The 22,485-nt window shown below is 62.2% G+C and carries 15 protein-coding genes and 1 pseudogene; 12 read left to right on the top strand and 4 right to left on the bottom strand.

What is annotated here, in order from left to right; translation table 11 throughout:
• Positions 1–78: 78 nt before the first annotated feature.
• Together TU82_RS16850 and argS are read right to left on the bottom strand one after the other, a co-directional pair.
• Complete coding sequence (locus TU82_RS16850; protein ID WP_057724430.1) at positions 79–780, bottom strand: SPOR domain-containing protein; 702 nt, start codon at positions 778–780, stop codon at positions 79–81.
• Position 781: 1 nt separating this feature from the next.
• Positions 782–2,518 carry an arginine--tRNA ligase gene (gene argS / locus TU82_RS16845; protein ID WP_057724429.1) on the bottom strand — a complete coding sequence of 579 codons (1,737 nt, stop codon included), beginning with the start codon at positions 2,516–2,518 and terminating at the stop codon, positions 782–784.
• On the opposite strand from argS, the gene TU82_RS28705 reads away from it, so the two are divergent.
• On the top strand, positions 2,486–2,686 hold the full coding sequence (locus TU82_RS28705; RefSeq protein WP_124356682.1) for a hypothetical protein: 201 nt from the start codon (positions 2,486–2,488) through the stop codon (positions 2,684–2,686). The two genes, argS and TU82_RS28705, sit on opposite strands and share 33 nt — an antisense overlap.
• Before the next feature lie 51 nt (positions 2,687–2,737).
• On the opposite strand, the gene TU82_RS16840 is transcribed toward TU82_RS28705, so the two are convergent.
• On the bottom strand, positions 2,738–4,957 hold the full coding sequence (locus TU82_RS16840; protein ID WP_057724428.1) for a primosomal protein N': 2,220 nt from the start codon (positions 4,955–4,957) through the stop codon (positions 2,738–2,740).
• Between the two features lie 212 nt (positions 4,958–5,169).
• Between TU82_RS16840 and rpmE the strand changes: the two genes are divergently transcribed.
• The 3 genes from rpmE (at position 5,170) to TU82_RS16825 (ending at position 7,674) form a co-directional block, all read left to right on the top strand.
• The gene (rpmE, locus tag TU82_RS16835) at positions 5,170–5,403 is read left to right on the top strand and encodes a 50S ribosomal protein L31 (protein WP_005784030.1); all 234 of its coding nucleotides are present in this window, start codon (positions 5,170–5,172) and stop codon (positions 5,401–5,403) included.
• Between the two features lie 14 nt (positions 5,404–5,417).
• On the top strand, positions 5,418–6,224 hold the full coding sequence (locus TU82_RS16830) for a thermonuclease family protein (protein ID WP_057724427.1): 807 nt from the start codon (positions 5,418–5,420) through the stop codon (positions 6,222–6,224).
• Between the two features lie 181 nt (positions 6,225–6,405).
• Positions 6,406–7,674, top strand: coding sequence for a malic enzyme-like NAD(P)-binding protein (locus tag TU82_RS16825; protein WP_057724426.1), 1,269 nt, complete (start codon positions 6,406–6,408; stop codon positions 7,672–7,674).
• Positions 7,675–8,099: 425 nt separating this feature from the next.
• Here TU82_RS16825 and TU82_RS16820 read toward each other — a convergent pair whose 3' ends face one another.
• Positions 8,100–10,562, bottom strand: coding sequence for a penicillin-binding protein 1A (locus tag TU82_RS16820; protein WP_420893030.1), 2,463 nt, complete (start codon positions 10,560–10,562; stop codon positions 8,100–8,102).
• Positions 10,563–10,782: 220 nt separating this feature from the next.
• On the opposite strand from TU82_RS16820, the gene pilM reads away from it, so the two are divergent.
• The 8 genes and pseudogenes from pilM (at position 10,783) to gltB (ending at position 22,471) form a co-directional block, all read left to right on the top strand.
• Positions 10,783–11,439: a type IV pilus biogenesis protein PilM gene (pilM, locus tag TU82_RS16815; protein ID WP_057724424.1), complete on the top strand. Its 657-nt coding sequence runs from the start codon at positions 10,783–10,785 to the stop codon at positions 11,437–11,439.
• A complete protein-coding gene (locus TU82_RS16810) occupies positions 11,436–11,987 on the top strand; it encodes a PilN domain-containing protein (protein WP_057724423.1) in 552 nt (183 codons plus the stop codon). Before pilM ends, TU82_RS16810 begins: the two co-directional genes overlap by 4 nt.
• Positions 11,984–12,955, top strand: a complete 972-nt coding sequence (locus tag TU82_RS16805; RefSeq protein WP_057724422.1) for a pilus assembly protein PilP — start codon at positions 11,984–11,986, stop codon at positions 12,953–12,955. The genes TU82_RS16810 and TU82_RS16805 overlap by 4 nt, the downstream gene beginning before the upstream one ends.
• Before the next feature lie 157 nt (positions 12,956–13,112).
• Positions 13,113–14,351, top strand: a pseudogene (locus tag TU82_RS16800) (type IV pilus secretin PilQ); the annotation flags it as partial.
• Positions 14,352–14,355: 4 nt separating this feature from the next.
• A complete protein-coding gene (aroK, locus tag TU82_RS16795; RefSeq protein ID WP_057724420.1) occupies positions 14,356–14,874 on the top strand; it encodes a shikimate kinase AroK in 519 nt (172 codons plus the stop codon).
• A gap of 125 nt (positions 14,875–14,999) precedes the next feature.
• The gene (gene aroB, locus TU82_RS16790) at positions 15,000–16,100 is read left to right on the top strand and encodes a 3-dehydroquinate synthase (protein WP_057724419.1); all 1,101 of its coding nucleotides are present in this window, start codon (positions 15,000–15,002) and stop codon (positions 16,098–16,100) included.
• A 10-nt stretch (positions 16,101–16,110) separates the two neighbouring features.
• Positions 16,111–17,676 carry an SPOR domain-containing protein gene (locus TU82_RS16785; RefSeq protein ID WP_057724418.1) on the top strand — a complete coding sequence of 522 codons (1,566 nt, stop codon included), beginning with the start codon at positions 16,111–16,113 and terminating at the stop codon, positions 17,674–17,676.
• 349 nt (positions 17,677–18,025) lie between these two features.
• On the top strand, positions 18,026–22,471 hold the full coding sequence (gltB, locus tag TU82_RS16780; protein WP_057724417.1) for a glutamate synthase large subunit: 4,446 nt from the start codon (positions 18,026–18,028) through the stop codon (positions 22,469–22,471).
• The last annotated feature ends 14 nt before the right edge of the window (positions 22,472–22,485 follow it).

Here is a 22,485-nt window from a genome sequence, read left to right as displayed (position 1 = left end):
AGCCAATGAATATGTTGACTGATACACCGCCATCGGGGGCAAGCCCCCTCCCACATTAGTCCTGCTATCTCTTCGAGGTCAGCGGCTCTGGCGTTGTTGTAACAGCAGGTTGCTAAACCCTGCGCCAGCCAATTGTTTCTGCGCCACCGTCAGCTGTTCACGGTTGCTGAACGGACCCACCAGCACGCGATACCAAGTTGCTTCCTTCACGGTACCGGACTCTACCGTCACCGACTGGCCCAGCAGAATGATCTGCGCGCGTACCCGGTCCGCGTCCGCCTGTTTGGGGAACGAGCCCGCCTGCAGGAAGAACTTGGTCACCGGCGCCGCCTTGGTCTCTGCCACTGGAGGTGCCGGCGGCGGGGTAATGCCCGCCAATGCCGCCTGGGCGCGCGCGGTGTCGATCTTCGCCGCTTCCGCTGGCGTGACCGGGGTGGTCGGCACTTGCGGCGTCGGCAGGGTTTTCTCCGGCACGGCGTCGGGCGGCACGATCACTTCCGATTCCGGCAGCAGCGTGTAGAAGTCGTACTTCGGTTTCACCGGCGCCGTCGGGCTCGGCGCGGTCTTGTTGGCCTCGGCGATTTTCGTGGCTTTCTGCTGCTCCTGTTTGACGCGCTTGACGTCATCGCCCTGGCCGGGCTCCAGCTTCATCAAAAAGACAACGAATGCGCCGACCGTGAGGCCGATCGCCATCCACAACCAACCCGGGATCGGCTGCTTGGCCGGGGCCTGGTAGCGGCTGGCGCCGCGCTTGGGTGCAGGTTTTTTCTTGGCGGCCAACTTACATGCGCTCCAGAGTTTCCAGGCCCAACAGCTCCAGGCCTTGCTTTAGGGTCCGTCCAGCCAATGCGGCAAGGCGCAGGCGACTCTGCTTCTGGGCTTCATCGTCGGCGCTGAGGATCGGGCAGTTCTCGTAGAAGCTGGAAAACAGGCCGGCCACTTCGTACAGGTAGGTGCAGAGGATATGCGGTGTGCCTTTCTCGCCGACGCTGTTGAGTACTTCGCCGAACTGCGCGAGCTTGGCGGCCAGTTCCTGTTCGTGGGGGGCGTCCAGCACGATTTGGCCTTCGACCTCGCTGAAGTCCTTGCCCAGTTTGCGGAATACACCGGCCACACGGGTGTAGGCGTACAGCAGGTACGGGGCGGTGTTGCCTTCGAAGTTGAGCATCAGGTCGAAGTTGAAGCTGTAGTCGCTGGTGCGGTGCTTGGACAGGTCGGCGTATTTCACCGCGCCAATGCCGACCACGCGGGCGATAGTGCGCAGGTCGGCCTCGGCCAGTTCCGGGTTCTTTTCCTTGACCAGGCTGTAGGCGCGCTCCTGGGCTTCGGTCAGCAGGTCGACCAGCTTCACGGTGCCGCCATCGCGGGTCTTGAACGGGCGGCCATCGGCGCCGTTCATGGTGCCAAAACCCATGTGCTCCATGTGCATCGGATGGGTGACGAAGCCGGCGCGGCGCGCCACTTCGAACACTTGCTGGAAGTGCAGGGCCTGGCGCTGATCGACGAAATACAGCGCGCGATCGGCCTTGAGCACGCCGCTGCGGTAGCGCACGGCGGCCAGGTCGGTGGTGGCGTAGAGATAGCCGCCATCGGCCTTGACGATGATCACCGGCAGCGGCTCGCCATCGGCGGTCTTGAATTCTTCAAGGAACACGCATTGCGCACCGTTGCTCTCGACCAGCAGGCCCGCAGCCTTGAGGTCGTTGACCACATTGATCAGGTCGTCGTTATAGGCGCTTTCGCCCATCACGTCGGCCATGGTCAGCTTGACGTTGAGCAGCTCGTAGATTTCCTGGCAGTGGGACAGGGAGATATCGCGGAAACGACCCCACAGCTCCAGGCATTCCTTATCGCCCGCCTGCAGTTTGACCACCAGGCTGCGAGCACGGTCAGCGAATTCTTCGGATTCGTCGAAGCGCTTCTTGGCGGCGCGGTAGAAGTTTTCCAGGTCGGCCAGCTCGTTGCTGGTGATCGGGTTTTCCTGCAGGTAGGCCATCAGCATGCCGAACTGGGTGCCCCAGTCGCCCACGTGGTTCTGACGAATGACGGTGTCGCCGAGAAATTCCAGGACCCGCGCCACGCCGTCGCCGATGATGGTCGAGCGCAGGTGGCCGACGTGCATCTCCTTGGCCAGGTTGGGTGCCGACAGGTCGATGACCACGCGCTGGCTGTCGCCGGCCTTGCGTGCGCCGATGTGGGCATCGGCCAGGGCGGCATCCAGGCGCGCGGCCAGGGCCTGGGTGTTCTGGAAGAAGTTGATAAAGCCCGGGCCGGCGATTTCGGCCTTGGTGACACTGGCGGCGGCCGGCAGCGCGGCGATGATTTTTTCCGCCAGGTCGCGGGGCTTCATGCCGGCCGGCTTGGACAGCATCATCGCGATGTTGCTGGCGAAGTCGCCGTGGGTCTTGTCGCGGGTGTTCTCCACCTGGATCGCCGGCGACAGGCCTTCAGGCAACACACCTTCGTTGACGAGTTGGGTGAGGGCTTGTTGGATCAGCTGGCGAATGGTGTCTTTCATGGTGTTCTCTTTCGACCGCAAGCGGCGGCGCGCGATGCGCAGGTGGAAAAACTGGGCATTATCCGTGGCGAGGGCGGGCTTGCCAACCGTTCCGGACCTGTGGAGCATTTTGTAGGAGCGAGCTTGCTCGCGAAAATCGTCAACGATAACTCGGGCTTCCTGATTTAACGCGGTGTTCTTGAGTTCTTCGCGAGCAAGCTCGCTCCTACAGGGGACGGCTTAATACAAATCGACCGGGTCCACATCCAGTGACCATCGCACCTGCCGGCCGCCAGGCATTTGCTCCAGGGCAAGCAACCAGCTGCTTAATAGCCGATGCAGCGGTGCGCGGGACGTTGCCTGCAACAGTAGTTGGGCCCGATACCGCCCGGCGCGGCGTTCCATGGGCGCGGGCACCGGGCCGAGCAGTTCGATGCCGCTCAGACCCAGCTCTACCAGCAAACGTTCAGCGGCGCTGCACGCTTCGTCCAGAAAGCCTTCGGCCTGGCCCGGTTTATGCGCCTCGGCGCGCAGCAGCGCCAGGTGCGCAAACGGCGGCAGCCCGGCGGCGCGGCGCTCGCTCAACGCCTGTTCGGCGAAGGCAAAGTAACCTTGTTCGGTCAGTTGAATCAGCAGCGGGTGGTCGGCCAGGTGCGTCTGGATAATCACTCGGCCCGGCTCTTCAGCGCGCCCTGCGCGGCCGGCGACTTGCACGATCAGCTGCGCCATGCGCTCGCTGGCGCGGAAGTCGCCGGAGAATAAGCCGCCGTCGGCGTCCAGGATCGACACCAGCGTCACCCGTGGGAAGTGATGCCCTTTGGCAAGCATCTGCGTGCCGACCAGAATGCACGGCTGGCCTTTCTGGATGGTGGCGAACAATTGGTTCATCGCGTCTTTGCGCGACGTGCTGTCGCGGTCCACCCGCAGCACCGGATAATCAGGAAACAGAATGCCCAGGCGCTCTTCGGCGCGCTCGGTCCCCGCGCCGACCGGGCGCAGGTCGACCTTGCCGCACTGCGGGCAGTGGCGCGGTACAGGCTCTACATGGCCGCAGTGATGGCAGCGCAGTTCGCCATAGCGCTGATGCACGGTCATGCGCGCATCGCAGCGCTCGCATTCGGACATCCAGCCACAGTCATGACACAACAGCGTCGGCGCAAAACCGCGACGGTTGAGGAACACCAGGACTTGCTGGCCGGCGGCGAGGGTCTGGCCGATGGCTTGCTGCATCGGGCCGGAAATACCGCTGTCCAGCGGTCGGCTTTTTACATCCAGGCGCAGGAAGCGTGGTTGCTTGGCGCCACCTGCGCGCTCATTCAGGCGTAGCAGGCCATAACGGCCGGTGTAGGCGTTATGCAGGCTTTCCAGGGACGGCGTGGCCGAACCCAGCACAATCGGGATGTCTTCCTGGCGCGCGCGCACCAGGGCCAGGTCGCGGGCATGGTAACGCAAGCCTTCCTGCTGTTTGTACGAGCCGTCGTGCTCTTCGTCGATGATGATCAGCCCCGGATTTTTCATCGGGGTGAATAGCGCCGAGCGCGTGCCGATAATAATGTCGGCTTCGCCGTCCCGCGCCGCCAGCCACGACTCCAGGCGCTCACGGTCGTTGACCGCCGAGTGCACCAGGGCGATGCGGGCATTGAAACGCTGTTCGAAACGCGCCAGGGTCTGCGGGCCTAGGTTGATCTCGGGGATCAGCACCAGCGCCTGTTTGCCGGCCTGCAAGGTTTCGCGGATCAACTGCAAATAGACTTCGGTCTTGCCGCTGCCGGTGACGCCGGCCAGCAGGAACGCGTGAAAGCTGTCGAACCCGGCGCGGATCGCTTCATAGGCGGCGCGTTGTTCGGGGTTCAGCGGCAGCTCCGGCTGGGCCAGCCAGTGTTCATGGCGCGGATCGGGGGCGTGCTTGCGGATTTCCACCTGCACCAGGCCTTTGGCGAGCAGCAGGTCGAGGCTGTCCTTGCTCAGCATCAGCTTGCTCAACAGCTGATGGGCCACGCCATGGGGATGCTGCGCCAGGGTGGCCAGGGCTTCACGCTGGCGCGGGGCGCGGGCGATGCGCGGGTCGTCCAGGCGCGCGCCGGGCGCCATCGACCAGAAGCGCTCCTGGCGCGCTTCGGCCAGCTCGCCCTGACGCAGCAGCACCGGCAGTGCCCAGCTCAAGGTGTCGCCCAGGCTGTGCTGGTAATACTGCGCGGTCCACAGGCACAGCTTGAACAGCGCAGGCGGCAGCGGCGCGGTGGCATCGAGGATGGCGATGGCCGGCTTGAGCTTTTCGGCGGGCACTTCACTGTGGTCGGTGACTTCCACCAGGATGCCGATCATTTCCCTGCGCCCGAACGGCACGCGCACGCGCATGCCTGGCTCCAGCTGCGCACGCGGCACACCGGCCGGCGCCCGGTAATCGAACAGACGGCGCAGGGGCGAGGGCAGGGCTAGGCGCAAAATGGCGTCGGGCACGCGGGGGTCTCATTTAGGCAGGTGGTGGCGCAGGGGCGCGAGCCTAGCAGACAGGGGAGGGCTTGGGTATGCCATGGTTTTCTGATGAAAGGCGGTTTCCAGTCGGACGTGCGGCTTGCGTGATTGAAAAGGTCTGTTAGAATTCGCGGCCTAATTACGTGCGGTATTCGACAATAGTGTCGAGTGGCGGCACGCTAGCCCGAGGAAGTGCCATGAAAGCCGATATCCATCCAGCGTACGAAACCATCGAAGTCACCTGCAGCTGCGGTAACAAGTTCGAAACCCGTTCGAACCTGTGCAAGCCACTGGGTACTGACGTATGCAACGAGTGCCACCCGTTCTACACCGGTAAGCAGAAAACTCTGGACACCGGCGGCCGTGTACAGCGCTTCGCAGATCGCTTTGGTGCTTTCGGCAAGAAGCCTGCTGCTACTCCAGCAGAGTAAGGCTCAAAAGCCTTATGGGCTTTTGCCAGCTGTTGAAAAAGGCGTCCCTTGCGGGCGCCTTTTTTGTGCCTGCGATTTGGCTTTCCAGCGCCCAGGCCCAGCTGTTCTGCCCCGCGCCAGCGTCGGTGACGCCTGTGCACGTGCAGCGCGTGGTGGATGGCGACACCGTGCGCCTCAAGGACGGCCGCAGCGTGCGGATGATCGGTATCAACGCGCCGGAGGCCGGTAGGAAGGGTCGCCCCGACGAGCCGTTCGCGGTTGCCGCGCGCCAGCGTTTGCAGGCCTTGGTCACTGCCAGTGACGGGCGCCTCGGGCTGGTGCCGGGACGGGAAGGTAAAGATCTCTACGGCAGAACCCTGGCCCACCTGTATGGCGCCGACGGCAACAACCTTGAGGCGCAATTGCTGGCTGATGGCCTGGGGTTTCAGGTGGGCGTCGCGCCCAATGTCGAGCTGGTCACCTGTCAGCAGGCTGCCGAAAACAGTGCGCGTAACGCGCGGTTGGGGCTTTGGCGGCAATCGCCGGTACACGGCGTGGCGCAACTCAAGCGGTCCGGGTTCGCCCTGGTCAGCGGACGAGTCAGCAAGATCGAACGCAATCGCGGTGGGGTCTGGATCGAGTTGCAGGGCTCACTGGTATTACGCATTGCGCCCGATCGGGTGCGTCTATTCGATGCCGCCATGCTCAATGGTCTGCTGGGCAAGACAATCGAGGCGCGTGGCTGGGTGCAGGACCGCGCCAGGCGCGGCGGGCTGAAGAAACCTCAGGCACGCTGGCTGTTGCCGCTCACCGATCCAAGCATGCTTCGATCAATGCAATAATAAAAAATTGTAGACATTTTTTAATGCGATTGTGAACAGTCCAGCCCTTGTATCCCGTGGCTTTAGACTAAAGTACGCCGCCGCAGGGCCTTGACACCTGTGACTGACCAGTCTTGTAGGGGCTTTACGACACGCGTATCCTCGGCGGTCCGTCGACCAACAGTAAAAGCGGAATGCCGATATGTCTGATTTGAAAACTGCCGCTCTCGAATATCATGCCAATCCTCGTCCAGGAAAGCTGAGTGTAGAGCTCACCAAAGCCACTGCCACCGCCCGTGACCTGTCGCTGGCCTACAGCCCTGGCGTTGCCGAGCCCGTACGTGAAATCGCCCGCGACCCCGAGCTGGCGTACAAGTACACCGGCAAGGGCAACCTGGTTGCAGTGATTTCTGATGGCACCGCGATCCTGGGCCTGGGTAACCTCGGTCCATTGGCGTCCAAGCCGGTCATGGAAGGCAAGGGCGTGCTGTTCAAGCGCTTTGCTGGCATCGACGTTTTCGACATCGAAGTCGACTCCGAGAGCCCGCAGGCTTTCATCGACACCGTCAAACGCATTTCCATCACCTTCGGTGGCATCAACCTGGAAGACATCAAGGCACCTGAGTGCTTCGAGATCGAAAAGGCCCTGATCGAACAGTGCGACATCCCGGTATTCCACGATGACCAGCACGGCACCGCAATCGTTACCGCGGCCGGCATGATCAACGCCCTGGAAATCGCCGGCAAAACCCTGGGCGAGGCGAAGATCGTCTGCCTGGGCGCCGGTGCCGCAGCTATTTCTTGCATGAAGCTGATCATCAGCATGGGCGCCAAGCTGGAAAACATCTACATGGTCGACAGCAAGGGCGTGATCCAGTCCGAGCGTACCGACCTGAACCAGTACAAGGCGATGTTCGCCCACCCGTCCTCCAAGCGCACCCTGGCTGACGCCCTCGACGGCGCCGACGTGTTCGTCGGTCTTTCCGGTCCGAACCTGCTGAGCGCCGAAGGCCTGAAGTCGATGGCGCCGAACCCGATCGTGTTCGCCTGCTCCAACCCGGACCCGGAAATCTCGCCTGAGCTGGCGCACGCCACCCGCAACGACGTGATCATGGCCACCGGCCGTTCGGACTACCCGAACCAGGTCAACAACGTGCTGGGTTTCCCGTTCATCTTCCGTGGCGCCCTGGACGTTCGCGCCAAGCGCATCAACGAAGAGATGAAAGTCGCGGCCGCCAACGCCCTGCGTGAACTGGCCAAGCTGCCGGTGCCTCAGGACGTGTGCGACGCCTACGGTGGCGCCAAGCTGGAGTTCGGTCGTGAGTACATCATTCCCAAGCCAATGGACAAGCGCCTGATCACCCTGATCTCCGATGCCGTGGCCAAAGCCGCCATCGAGACGGGCGTGGCGACCCTGCCATATCCGAAGAACTACCCGCTGCAAAGCGTGGATGATGTGTTCAACGGCTAAGCCTGCGTAGCGCACCCACAAAAAAGCCCCGGCTCTTGCGAGTCGGGGCTTTTTGTTGGATGGCAATTATCTCGAGGTTGGCGCAGGCCCAAATGTGGGAGGGGGCTTGCCCCCGATAGCGGTGTGTCAGTCACCGGATTCATTGGCTGACAGTTCGCAATCGGGAGCAAGCCCCTCCCACATGGGTTCTATGTCAGTCCACTGATTGGGTCAGAAGAGATTGATCGGCGCGTCTTCATCTTCCGAAGAGCTACCCGCTCAAAAGCGTGGTGCCTGGCGGTTTAATTGAGCCTTGTGGGCATCTAAATGTGGGAGGGGGCTTGCCCCCGATAGCGGTGTATCAGTCACCGGATTCATTGGCTGACAGCCTGCAATCGGGGGCAAGCCCCCTCCCACATGGGTTCTATGTCAGCGCATCGATTGGGTTAGAAGAGATCGATCGGCGCGCCTTCGTCCGCCGGCAGCGGGCTGCCCGGTATAGCTCCGTTGCCCAGCTCGTTGACCGATGGCGGCGTGTCTTCGCTCTTGAACAGCTCGAAGTACGCGTTCGGCGTGCTTGGCGAGGCCGCGCGGCCACTGACCGGGTCGATGCGCAGACTCAGGATGCCTTCCGGTTCCGGCTGGGTGTGCAGCGGCTTGTCCTTCAAGGCTGCGCCCATGTAGCTCATCCATATCGGCAGCGCCACGGTACCGCCGAACTCTCGACGACCCAGGCTTTCCGGCTGGTCGTAGCCGGTCCATACGGTGGTCACGTAGTCGCCGTTGTAACCGGAGAACCAGGCATCCTTGGATTCGTTGGTGGTACCGGTCTTGCCCGCGATGTCCGCACGGCCCAGGGCCAATGCACGCCGGCCGGTGCCCTTCTTGATCACGTCCTGCAGGATGCTGTTGAGGATATAGGTGGTGCGCCCATCCACGATGCGCTCGGCCACCGCCGGTGCCTGTGGCTCGCCCGGAGCTGGAGCGTTTGCGGCAGGCGTTGCGCCTGGCGTCGGCTCGATGGTGATGCCGCCGTTACTCGGCGCGGCGAGACCATCGGTTGCCGCCACGCCATTGACCACATCGCCAGGTACCCGTGGCGGGTTGGCGGTGAACAGTGTGTCGCCGTTGCGGCTTTCAATCTTGTCGATCAGGTATGGGGAGATCTTGTAGCCGCCGTTGGCAAAGGTGCTCCAGCCGGTGGCAATTTCCATCGGCGTGAGGGTCGCGGTACCCAGGGCCAGGGACAGATTCGGCGGCAGGTCAGACTTGGCGAAGCCGAAGCGGGTCATGTAGTCGATGGTCTTGCCCACGCCCATCGCCTGCAGCAGGCGGATCGATACCAGGTTGCGCGACTTGTACAGCGCCTCGCGAATGCGGATCGGGCCAAGGAAGGTGTTGGTGTCGTTCTTCGGACGCCAGACCTTGTCCAGGTACTCATCGACGAACACGATCGGTGCATCGTTGACCAGGCTGGCGGCGGTATAGCCGTTATCCAGTGCGGCGCTGTAGACGAACGGCTTGAAGCTCGAGCCCGGCTGACGCTTGGCCTGGGTGGCGCGGTTGTAGTTGCTCTGCTCGAAGGCGAAGCCGCCGACCAGGGCGCGGATCGCACCATTTTGCGGGTCGAGGGACACCAGGGCGCCCTGGGCGACCGGTACCTGGCTGAATTTCAGACTGTCATCCGCCTGGCGTTGCACACGGATCAGATCGCCCACCTGTGCCACATCGGACGGTTGCTTGGGCATCGGGCCCATGCTGTTGGTATTCAGGAACGGACGTGCCCATTTCATGCTGTCCCACGCCACGTGCGCTTCGCCGGTGCGGGTCAGTACTTGCACGCCATCTTTCTTGACCTGGGTGACGATGGCCGGCTCCAGGCCACTGATCGAGCGTTGTTTGCCCAGCTCGGTGGTCCAGGCGCTCAGGGTCTTGCCCGGCAGGCGCGACTCAGGGCCGCGATAACCGTGGCGCTGGTCATAGGTGATCAGGCCGTCGTGCAGCGAATGATTGGCAATTTCCTGCAAGTTGCTTGGAACGGTAGTGGTCACGCGGAAACCTTCGGTGTAGGCCTCGCTGCCATACCGGCCAACCATTTCAGCGCGGGCCATTTCGGCGATATAGGGCGCATTCACTTCCGGCGTCGGCACGTGATAGCTGGCGTTCAACGGTTCGGCCACGGCGCTCTCGTAGGCGGTCTGGTCGATCTTGCCGAGCTTGTACATGCGCCCCAGAATCCAGTCGCGACGTTCCTTGCTGCGCGCCGGGTTGGCCAGCGGGTTGAAGCGCGACGGCGCCTTGGGCAAGCCGGCAATCATCGCCATCTGCGCCAGGCTGGCATCGCGAATCGACTTGCCGTAGTACACCTGGGACGCCGCCTCGATGCCATAGGCGCGGTTGCCCAGATAAATCTTGTTGACGTACAGCTCGAGGATTTCGTCCTTGGTCAGCTGGCGTTCGATCTGCAGCGCCAGCAGGATCTCGGTGGCTTTGCGCGAAAAACTGCGCTCGCTGGTGAGGAAGAAGTTCTTCGCCACCTGCATGGTGATGGTGCTGCCGCCGGATTGAATGTGTCCGCTTTTTACCAGCTGCGAGGCTGCGCGCACCAGGCTGCCGGGGTCGACGCCGTAGTGATTGGCGAAATTATCGTCTTCAGCCGACAGCAATGCGTTGATGAAATTGGGCGGAATGTCGGCGAAACGGATCGGTGTGCGGCGCATTTCGCCGAACTCCGCGATCAGTTTTTCATCGCTGCTGTAGACCCGCAAAGGAATCTGCAACTGGATACTTCTGAGGGCCTCTACCGACGGCAAACCCGGACTAAGGTAGAGATAGGCCCCGCTGAGTACGAGCAGCAGCCCGCAGACGATCGCGACAATGGAGTACCCGAAAAACTTCAGCAGACGAATCAAGGCTTTTGGATTTCCAGAGAAAAGAAAGAGTTACGCGTCGGGGCATGCATGGCAAACGATGGATCGACCCGGGCAGCAGATAAAAGCGGGAAAAAACGCTGGGCATTAAAGCATTTTTCGCCTTCGGGCGTCATTCGCACGGCTCAAACAAGCCGACCGAATGCGCGCTCCCCGGCGGCAATCAGGCGGTAAGACAGGCAAAGTTTCAGGGAGTTTTATGGGAAAGGGATTTTTCAGGCGAAAACGCGACGTCGTCCTCGGCGTTGACATCAACGACCAGGGTATCAAGCTGATCGAGCTGGGCCGTTCGGCGCAGGGTTTCAGTATTCAGGGGTATGGCATGCAGGGATTGCCGGCGAATGCGGTGGTCGACGGCACGCTGCTTGACCTTGAAGGGATAGGGCGGGCGCTGCATCAGGCGGTGTCGCAACTGCGCAGTTGCGCCACGCATGCCGCAGTGGCGGTGTCGGGCCCTTCGGTCATTACCCGATTGATTGAAATGGACGCGGGCCTCAGCGACGAAGAAATGACCTGGCTGATACACATGGAGGCCGACCAGTACATTCCTTATCCTATGGATGAAGTCGCCCTCGATTTTCAGGTACGCGGTCCATCATCCCAGGGAGCGCGGCGGGTCGAGGTGTTGCTGGCCGCTTGCCCGCGCGAGCAGGTCGAGGCGCGCGAAGCCGTCTTGGGCCTGGCCGGGCTGGTCACACAGGTGGTGGATGTCGAAGCATTTGCATTGGAGCGCGCTTGCCGTCAGGATTTTGCCAGCTTCACGCCGGGTCATCGAGTCGATGGCGCACAATGGGCCGTCGATGCCCACGGGATGGGAGTGGCTTGCGGGTTGGCCCTGAGGAGTTTCGCTGGATGACACGAATCAATCTTTTGCCCTGGCGCCAGATGCTGGCGGAACGGCGCCGCAAGTATTTCCTGGTACTTTTGCTGGCCTTTGCGTGCCTCGCGCTCGCGGCGGTATGGTTGGCCGACCAGGTGATCGACCAGGCGATAGACCGCCAGGTAACCCGCAATGTCCGCCTGGACGGGGATGTCGCCGTGCATGACTCGCGGATCAAGACCATCGACGACCTGCAGGAGCGCAGCCAGCAATTGGCGCAGCGCATGAAGGTGATGCAGGACCTGCACGAGGCTCGCTCTTCCGGTGCTCGGCTGTTCGATCAGTTGGCGCGCACGATGCCCGATGGCGTTCATTTGCATGAGGTGGTCGCGAACGGCGATACGCTCAGCATCCGCGGCAGTGCGGACAGCAACCAGGATATCGCCCAGTTGATGCGTCGGCTGGAGGCGTCGCAAGGCGGCCATTCCGCGCGACTCGAGCGTGTTCAGGCAGAGGGTGAGCATGGCACTCATCAGTTTCAGTTGATGGTGCGCCAGGGGGAAACCATCGAGGCGCAACCATGAGCCTGTCCGGGCTCGACTTTTCCGCACTCTCCTACAACGCTGCAAAATGGCCCTGGCCTGCAAGGGTCCTGCTTGGCTGCGCGCTGGGCGGCCTGGTGCTGTTGGTAGGGGAGGTGTCGTACCTGGGGGCTTCACGGGAGCGATTGCACGGTTTAGAGGCGCGGGAGCAGGCGCTGCGCGAGCAGATTGAAGAGAAAGCCGGCGTGGCCGCAGACCTTGAGGCGTACACCGAGCGCGTCAGGGTGATGGAAGACGCCGTCGCGGATCTTCAAGGGCAGTTGCCCGGTGACGCCGCAGTGCCGGCCTTGCTTGAAGACATCGCGCGGCTGGCGGTCGCCAAGGGCGTATGGGTCGAAGGCATTGCAGTGTTGGATGAGGCCCCGCAGCCGTTCCATGTCGAACAGCCCTTGAAGATTGACGTGACAGGGCCCTATCACGACCTGGCGGCGTTCGTCAGTGCCCTGGGTGGGTTGCAGCGCATCGTCACGGTGCATGACCTGGCGTTGCGGCCCGAGGGGACGTTGTTGCGTCTTGACCTGCTTGCCAAGACCTATCGACGTGCGTCCCAGGAGGCCGGGGTGTCGCAGGCGGTCATCCCGGCCCCGCGCTTTGTCTATAACTCGGCCTCTTTGCGCGACCCGTTTCAACTCACTGCCTTGCAACCGCAGCACAGGCCTGGGCGGCCCGCCCTTGCTCCGGACCTCACGCGACCACGCGGGCTGCTGGAGGGTATCGCAATCGACCAGTTCGACATGGTCGGTACGCTGTCGGGCGGTGGGCGCAGCTTCGCGCTGTTGCGCGCCGGATCAACGGTGCATCGGCTGGCGGTCGGCGACTACCTCGGGCCGGATCATGGTCAGGTCACGTCCATTCAAGACAGGTATGTGGAACTGGTCGAGCGTTTTCCCGATGAACAGGGCCTGTGGCTGGAACGCCCGCGAATCCTGGTGTTGAACGTCAACTCATAACGGAATCAAACAAATGAAAAGGATTTTCTCGTCCTTCGGTGTGGCGCTATGGATAGCGTTCACGGCGCCGATGGCTGCTGCTGTACCCAATCGCGTCGACCTAATCCATCTGCCGCCGCCCGAAAGCGCATCGTCGGCCGGCTACACGGGCGACAGAATGAACCTCAATTTCCAGAACATCGATTTGCGCGCGGCATTGCAGCAAATTGCCGATGTCGCCGGCCTGAACATGGTGGCCGGTGACGACGTACAGGGGTCGATCACCCTGCGGCTCAAGGATGTGCCTTGGGACCAGGCGCTGGACCTGGTATTGCAGGCCAAGGGGTTGGATAAGCGGGTGAAGGCCGGCGTTTTGCTGGTGGCCCCCGCCGATGAGTTGGCCGCACGCGAACTGCTGACGCTGGAGGCGCGCAAGCAGATGGCTGAGCTGGCGCCGTTACGCCGGGAGTTGCTGCAGGTCAATTATGCCAAGGCGGCGGACCTGGCCAAGCTGTTCCAGTCCGTGACCGGCCTGGAAGGCGCGACCGACGAGCGCGGCTCGGTGGCGGTGGACGATCGCACCAACAATATCATCGCCTACCAGACCACGGAGCGGCTGGACGAACTGCGGCGGATCGTGGCGCAGTTGGACATCCCGGTGCGCCAGGTGATGATCGAGGCGCGCATTGTCGAGGCCAATGTCGATTACGACAAAAGCCTGGGGGTGCGCTGGGGCGGGCGGCTCAATCGCGGCAATTGGGGCGCCGGCGGTATTTCCAGGTCCGTGGCGGATGGCGCGCAGCCACCCCTGAACCCACCCAGTGCACCCTTTGTCGACCTGGGTTCGCTGACCGGCACCTCCGGCCTGGGGCTGGCCTTTATCACCGACAACCTGCTGCTGGACCTTGAGCTGACCGCCATGGAGAAGTCCGGCAACGGCGAAATCGTCTCGCAGCCCAAGGTGGTCACCTCGGACAAGGAAACCGCGCGCATTCTCAAGGGCACCGAGATTCCCTATCAGGAATCCACGTCCCAGGGCGCCACTTCGGTGTCGTTCAAGGAAGCTTCGCTGTCGCTGGAGGTCACGCCGCAGATCACCCCCGACGATCATGTGATCATGGTGGTGAAAGTCACCAAGGATGAGCCCGACTACCTGAACAAGCTCAACGACGTGCCGCCGATCAAGAAAAACGAGGTCAATGCCAAGGTCCTGGTCAAGGATGGCGAGACCATTGTCATCGGCGGGGTTTTTTCCAATACCCAGAGCAAAGTGGTAGATAAAGTGCCATTTTTGGGCGATGTGCCGTATCTTGGCCGCCTTTTCCGGCGCGATGTGCGGGCGGAGAAAAAATCCGAGCTGCTGGTATTCCTGACTCCGCGTATCATGAATAACCAGGCGATTGCTGCGAGTCGTTGATTCTGTGCGAAATTTGATTCTTGTAGGGCCGATGGGGGCTGGAAAAAGCACCATCGGCCGTTTGCTGGCCAAAGAGCTGCGCCTGCCGTTCAAAGATTCCGATAAGGAAATTGAATTGCGCACGGGCGCCAATATCCCATGGATCTTCGATAAGGAAGGCGAACTGGGCTTTCGCGACCGCGAGCAGGCAATGATCGCCGAGCTGTGCGGCTGCGATGGCGTGGTATTGGCCACCGGCGGAGGCGCGGTGATGCGTGATGAGAATCGCCGCGCCCTGCATGCCGGCGGTCGGGTGGTGTATCTGCATGCCTCGGTCGAACAGCAAGTGGGTCGCACCGCCCGTGATCGCAATCGCCCATTGCTGCGCACGGCCAACCCGGAGAAAACCCTGCGGGACCTGCTTTCGCTGCGCGATCCGCTGTATCGGGAGATCGCCGATCTGGTGGTGGAAACCGATGAACGGCCGCCCCGAATGGTGGTACTCGATATTCTTGAGCGCCTGCAACGGCTGGCACCCCGTTAAAGCCTGGCCGCAAATGCGCTATTCTCGGCGGCGCGCCATGACCTTGCGGGGTGTGGCGTAGAGCCATCAGGTAGCGTCTGATCAAGGCGTTATCGGTCGTCAAAATATCTTCAACGCGGGGACACATGCAGACACTTAAGGTCGATCTAGGCGAGCGCAGCTACCCGATCCATATTGGCGAAGGTCTGCTGGACCTGCCCGAGCTGCTCGCGCCGCATATTGCCGGTCGGCAAGTGGCGATCATTTCCAACGAAACGGTGGCGCCGCTGTATCTTGAGCGTCTGAGCCGCAGCCTGTCGGCGTACTCGGTGATCTCCGTGATCCTGCCCGACGGCGAAGCCCACAAGAACTGGGAAACCCTGCAGCTGATCTTCGATGGCCTGCTGCGCGCACGGCATGACCGCCGCACCACCGTGGTCGCCCTGGGCGGCGGAGTGATCGGCGACATGGCCGGCTTTGCGGCCGCCTGCTACCAGCGTGGGGTGGATTTCATCCAGGTGCCGACCACACTGCTGTCCCAGGTCGATTCGTCGGTGGGCGGCAAGACCGGCATCAACCATCCGCTGGGCAAGAACATGGTCGGCGCGTTCTATCAGCCCCAGGCCGTGCTGATCGACACCGCGACCCTCAACACCCTGCCACCGCGCGAGCTGTCGGCGGGTCTGGCGGAAGTCATCAAGTACGGGCTGATCTGCGACGAGCCCTTCCTGACCTGGCTGGAAGAACACATGGACGCCCTGCGCGCCCTCGACCAGGTGGCGCTCACCGAAGCCATTTCCCGCTCCTGCGCGGCCAAGGCACTGGTGGTGAATGCCGACGAACGGGAGTCCGGGGTACGGGCTACCCTGAACCTGGGCCATACCTTCGGCCATGCGATCGAAACCCACATGGGCTATGGTGTGTGGCTGCATGGGGAAGCCGTGGCGGCTGGCACCGTGATGGCATTGGACATGTCGCAGCGCCTGGGCTGGATCAGCGCCCAGGAGCGTGATCGCGGTATCCGTCTGTTCCAGCGCGCCGGTTTGCCGGTGATTCCGCCGTCTGAAATGACCGAGGCGGATTTCCTGGAGCACATGGCAATAGACAAGAAAGTGATCGACGGTCGGCTGCGGCTGGTGCTGTTGCGCCACATGGGCGAAGCGGTGGTGACCGACGATTATCCGAAAGAGATTTTACAGGCCACGCTGGGAGCGGATTACCGCGCCCTGGCCCAGCTTAAAGGTTAATAAGATCCCGATGACTAGTTTGCATGCCGACGAGGCGTTCCTCGGCCATTATCACCTGAGCCATGACCCTTTCGCTCCACGGGTGCCTGGTTTCAAATTCTTCCCTGCCCAGCGCAAGCCGGTACTGGGGCAATTGCACCATCTCGCGCGCTACAGCCAGTTGCTGCTGGTGGTCACCGGGCCGCTCGGCAGCGGCAAGACCTTGCTGCGCCAGGCGCTGGTCGCCAGCACCAACAAGCAATCGGTGCAGAGTGTCGTGGTCTCGGCCCGTGGCGCCGGTGATGCGGCCGGCGTGCTGCGCCAGGTGGCGCAGGCGCTGGACGTCGCCAACGCTGAGCCGAACGCGATCCTCAAGCAGGTGGTGCAACTGGGCCTGACCGGCCAGGAAGTCTATCTGCTGGTGGATGACGCCGAGCAACTCGACGAGTCCGCCCTGGAAGCGTTGCTGGCACTGGCGGCGGGTACGCCGGAAGGGCGTCCCCATGTGTTTCTGTTCGGCGAGTCGTCGCTGATCGCCGATCTGGAACAGATCAGCGGCGATCAGGAGCTGTTCCACGTCATCGAGTTGCAGCCGTACGAAGAAGAAGAAACCCGCGAATACCTGGCTCAGCGCCTTGAAGGTGCGGGGGCCGGTATCGAACTTTTCTCCGCTGCGCAGATCTCTGATATTCACGAAAGCTCCGATGGCTGGCCTGGCAACATCAATCAGGTTGCCCGCGATGCAATGATCGAAGCCATGATTGCCAGCCGCTCCGCGGTCAAGCGTCCAAAGATGGGGTTTACTATGCCTAAGAAGCACGTATTGGCTATTTCCGCCGTTGTCGTGGTCGCTGTAGCCGCCGCCTGGTTGATTCCAGGCCGCAGCAAGGCGCCGACCACCGCCGGCGCGCCAACCGAACAGGCGCAGTTGCCACTGGGCAAGCCCACGCCAAATGTCGAATTCGCCAATTCCGGCCAGCCGACCAACCTGCCGATGGTCGGCCAACCTGTCATGCGCGGCCCGCTGGCCGAAGAAGCCGGTGGCATCTCCGAAGGCGACGACGGCGTGCCGGTGGAAGGCTCCAGCGCCACACCGCCAACCGTGACCACCACCGCGCCACCTGCTGGCGTCCCTGCCGGCACGCCAGCCGCCCCGGCTGCACCGGTTGCTCCAGTTGCCAAGCCGACCCCCGCGCCGACGGTTGCCACCGCCAAGCCTGCGCCGGTTGCCAAGCCCGCTCCAGCGCCAGTACCAGCGGCCAAGCCTGCTGAAAAACCTGCCGCCACCGTCGCCAAGGCCGGCGCGGCCGGCAGCAGTTGGTACAGCAGCCAGCCTACCGGCAACTTTGTGGTGCAGATCCTCGGCACCAGCTCCGAGGCCAACGCTCAAGCATTCGTCAAAGAGCAGGGCGGCCAGTACCGTTACTTCAAGAAAGTGCTCAACGGCAAGCCTCTCTACGTGATCACCTACGGCAGCTTCCCAAGCCGCGCCGCAGCCGATTCTGCCATCAAAGCCTTGCCAGCGAAGGTTCAGGCTGGTAAACCTTGGCCTCGCACTGTCGCCAGCGTTCAACAAGAACTCGCGACAACTCGCTGAAGATCCGGCGGCCTTACCCAGGCCGCCCTCCCAGCACCTCAAAAAACTACAACAGCGTGCAGCCCTGAAGGCCGCGCGCTTTGTGGTGTCTGCGTCACGGTAGCTTTTGAGTCGTAGCGGTCAGAATTAAAAAAGTTTTGACTAGCACAGCATATCGCTTTAAACCTTTCATAAATGCGACATAGATTTGCGACATTTCGTCGCTAAATTTGTGAGCGTCTGTGTCGGTGTGTACAATGACCTCCCTTTTGCCCCCGCTAAGCCGGCGTACGTTCGGCGTGGAAGGTAACCGGTTGAATTGAAAAGAAATTTGCCTCGAGAAAAGAGGCAGCCTGGTGAGAAAGTGTCTATGAAAGCAGGTCTGTACCAACCCGATGAATTCAAGGATAACTGTGGTTTCGGCCTGATAGCCCACATGCAGGGCGAGCCCAGTCATACCCTTTTGCAAACGGCCATCGAGGCCCTGACCTGCATGACCCACCGCGGTGGGATCAACGCCGACGGCAAGACCGGTGACGGTTGCGGCTTGCTGATTCAAAAGCCCGACCAGTTCCTGCGCGCCGTCGCCAAAGAGCATTTTGCGGTTGACCTGCCCAAGCAGTACGCGGTGGGCATGGTGTTCTTCAACCAGGACCCGGTCAAAGCCCAAGCCGCTCGCGAGAACATGAACCGCGAAATCACCGCTGCCGGCCTGCAACTGATCGGCTGGCGCAAAGTGCCGATCGACACCAGCGTGCTCGGCCGCCTGGCCAACGAGCGCTTGCCGCAGATCGAACAAGTGTTCATCGCCGGCGACGGCCTGAGCGACCAGGACATGGCGATCAAGCTGTTCACCTCGCGTCGTCGTTCGTCGGTGCTCAACGCCGCCGACACCGACCACTACATCTGCAGCTTTTCCCACAAGACCATCATTTACAAAGGCCTGATGATGCCGGCGGACCTCACCGCCTTCTATCCGGACCTGAGCGATGAGCGCCTGCAAACCGCCATCTGCGTGTTCCACCAGCGCTTCTCCACCAACACCCTGCCGAAATGGCCGCTGGCCCAGCCGTTCCGCTTCCTCGCCCATAACGGCGAGATCAACACCATCACCGGCAACCGCAACTGGGCCGTGGCCCGTCGCACCAAGTTCGCCAACGACCTGATGGACCTCGAAGAGCTCGGCCCGCTGGTCAACCGCGTCGGCTCCGACTCCTCGAGCATGGACAACATGCTCGAACTGATGGTCACTGGCGGCATCGACCTGTTCCGTGGCGTGCGCATGATCATTCCGCCTGCGTGGCAGAACGTCGAGACCATGGACCCGGACCTGCGGGCGTTCTACGAATACAACTCGATGCACATGGAACCGTGGGACGGCCCGGCCGGCGTGGTCATGACCGACGGTCGCTACGCCGTCTGCCTGCTCGACCGTAACGGGCTGCGCCCGGCGCGCTGGGTTACCACCACCAACGGTTTCATCACCCTGGCGTCGGAAATCGGTGTGTGGGACTACAAGCCGGAAGACGTCATTGCCAAAGGCCGCGTGGGCCCTGGCCAGATTCTCGCCGTGGACACCGAAACCGGGCAGATCCTCGACACTGACGCCATCGACAACCGTTTGAAGTCCCGTCACCCGTACAAGCAATGGCTGCGCAAGAACGCCCTGCGCATCCAGGCGACCATGGAAGACAATGACCACGGTTCGGCTTTCTACGACGTCGACCAGCTCAAGCAGTACATGAAGATGTACCAGGTCACGTTCGAAGAGCGCGACCAGGTGCTGCGCCCGCTTGGCGAGCAAGGCTACGAGGCCGTCGGCTCCATGGGCGACGACACGCCGATGGCCGTGCTGTCCCAGCGCGTGCGTACGCCGTACGACTATTTCCGCCAGCAATTCGCCCAGGTGACCAACCCACCGATCGACCCGCTGCGCGAAGCCATCGTGATGTCGCTGGAAGTGTGCCTCGGTGCCGAGCGCAATATCTTCCAGGAATCGCCTGAGCATGCCTCCCGCGTGATCCTCAGCTCGCCGGTCGTTTCCCCGGCCAAGTGGCGCTCGCTGATGACCCTGGAGCGGCCGGGCTTCGAACGCCAGATCATCGACCTGAACTACGACGAGAGCCTGGGCCTTGAAGCCGCTGTGCGCAATGTCGCCGACCAGGCCGAAGAAGCCGTGCGCGCCGGTCGTACCCAGATCGTGCTGACCGACCGCCACATTGCGCCAGGCAAGTTGCCGATCCACGCCTCGCTGGCCACCGGCGCGGTGCACCATCGCCTGACCGAGAAAGGCCTGCGCTGCGACTCCAACATCCTCGTGGAAACCGCCACGGCCCGCGACCCGCACCACTTCGCGGTGTTGATCGGTTTCGGCGCGTCGGCGGTCTATCCGTTCCTCGCGTACGAAGTGCTGGGTGACCTGATCCGCACCGGTGAAGTGCTGGGCGACCTCTACGAGGTGTTCAAGAACTACCGCAAGGGCATCACCAAGGGCTTGCTGAAGATCCTGTCGAAGATGGGCATCTCCACCGTCACCTCGTATCGCGGCGCGCAATTGTTCGAAGCCATCGGCCTGTCCGAAGAAGTCTGCGAGCTGAGCTTTCGTGGCGTGCCGAGCCGCATCAAGGGCGCGCGTTTCGTCGATATCGAAGCCGAACAGAAAGCCCTGGCGGCCGAAGCCTGGAGCGCGCGCAAGCCGATCCAGCAAGGCGGCCTGCTCAAGTTCGTGCACGGTGGCGAATACCATGCGTACAACCCGGACGTGGTCAGCACTCTGCAAGCCGCCGTGCAGCAGGGCGACTACGCCAAGTTCAAGCTCTATACCGCGCTGGTAGATAACCGCCCGGTGTCGATGATCCGTGACCTGTTCAAGGTGAAAACCCTGGACACGCCATTGGCCATCAGCGAAATCGAGCCGCTGGAATCCATCCTCAAGCGCTTCGACTCCGCCGGTATTTCCCTGGGCGCCTTGTCGCCCGAGGCTCACGAAGCTCTGGCCGAAGCCATGAACCGCCTGGGCGCGCGTTCCAACTCCGGCGAAGGCGGTGAAGACCCGGCGCGCTACGGCACGCTCAAGAGCTCGAAAATCAAGCAGGTGGCCACCGGCCGTTTCGGTGTGACCCCGGAATATCTGGTCAATGCCGAAGTGCTGCAGATCAAGGTGGCCCAGGGCGCCAAGCCGGGTGAGGGTGGACAATTGCCAGGCGGCAAGGTCAACGGCCTGATCGCCAAGCTGCGTTATGCAGTGCCGGGCGTGACCCTGATTTCGCCACCGCCGCACCACGACATTTATTCGATCGAAGACTTGTCGCAGCTGATTTTCGACCTCAAGCAAGTCAACCCGCAGGCGCTGGTCTCGGTGAAACTAGTGGCGGAAGCCGGCGTGGGCACCATCGCCGCCGGTGTGGCCAAGGCCTATGCTGACCTGATCACCATCTCCGGCTACGACGGCGGCACCGGCGCTTCGCCGCTGACTTCGATCAAGTACGCGGGTGCGCCGTGGGAACTCGGCCTGGCCGAAACCCACCAGACCCTGCGCGGCAACGACCTGCGCGGCAAAGTGCGGGTACAGACCGACGGCGGCCTGAAAACCGGCCTCGATGTGATCAAGGCTGCGATCCTCGGCGCCGAGAGCTTCGGCTTCGGCACTGCGCCGATGATTGCCCTGGGCTGCAAATACCTGCGCATCTGTCACCTGAACAACTGCGCCACCGGCGTGGCGACTCAGAACGAGAAGCTGCGCAAGGATCACTACATCGGCACCGTCGACATGGTGGTGAATTTCTTCACCTACGTCGCCGAAGAGACCCGTGAGTGGTTGGCCAAGTTGGGTGTGCGTTCGTTGGAAGAGCTGATCGGGCGCACCGATCTGCTGGAAATCCTCGAAGGCCAAACCGCCAAGCAGCAACATCTGGACCTGACGCCTCTGTTGGGCAGCGACCACATCCCGGCAGACAAGCCACAATTCTGCCAGGTGGACCGCAACCCACCGTTCGACAAAGGCCTGTTGGCCGAGAAGATGGTCGAGATGGCCGGTTCCTCGATCAACGATGCCAGCGGTGGCGAATTCGCCCTGGATATCTGCAACTGCGACCGTTCCATCGGCGCGCGCGTCTCCGGCGAAATCGCGCGCAAGCACGGCAACCAGGGCATGGCGAAAGCACCGATCACCTTCCGCTTCAAGGGTACTGCGGGCCAGAGCTTCGGCGTGTGGAACGCTGGTGGCCTGCACATGTATCTGGAAGGCGACGCCAACGACTACGTGGGCAAAGGCATGACCGGTGGCAAGCTGGTCATCGTTCCGCCTGCCGGAAGCGTCTACAAGAGCCAGGACAGCGCCATCATCGGCAACACCTGCCTGTACGGCGCCACTGGCGGCAAGCTGTTCGCCGCCGGTACCGCCGGTGAGCGTTTCGCCGTGCGTAACTCCGGTGCCCACACCGTGGTTGAAGGCACTGGCGATCACTGCTGCGAGTACATGACCGGTGGTTTTGTCGCGGTACTGGGCAAGACCGGTTACAACTTCGGTTCGGGCATGACCGGCGGTTTCGCCTACGTGCTCGATCAGGACAACACCTTCGTCGACAAGGTCAACCACGAGTTGGTCGAGATCCAGCGGATCAGCGGCGAAGCCATGGAATCCTACCGCAACCACTTGCAGCATGTGCTGGACGAGTACGTCGAGGAAACCGGCAGCGAATGGGGGCGTAACCTCGCCGAGAACCTGGATGATTACCTGCGTCGTTTCTGGCTGGTCAAGCCCAAGGCGGCCAACCTGAAATCGTTGCTTTCCAGCATCCGTGCCAACCCGCAGTGATATGCGCCTGAAGA

The organism is Pseudomonas orientalis (assembly GCF_001439815.1).
GTDB lineage: Bacteria > Pseudomonadota > Gammaproteobacteria > Pseudomonadales > Pseudomonadaceae > Aquipseudomonas > Aquipseudomonas orientalis.
This window is presented reverse-complemented; position numbering and strand designations above follow the sequence as displayed.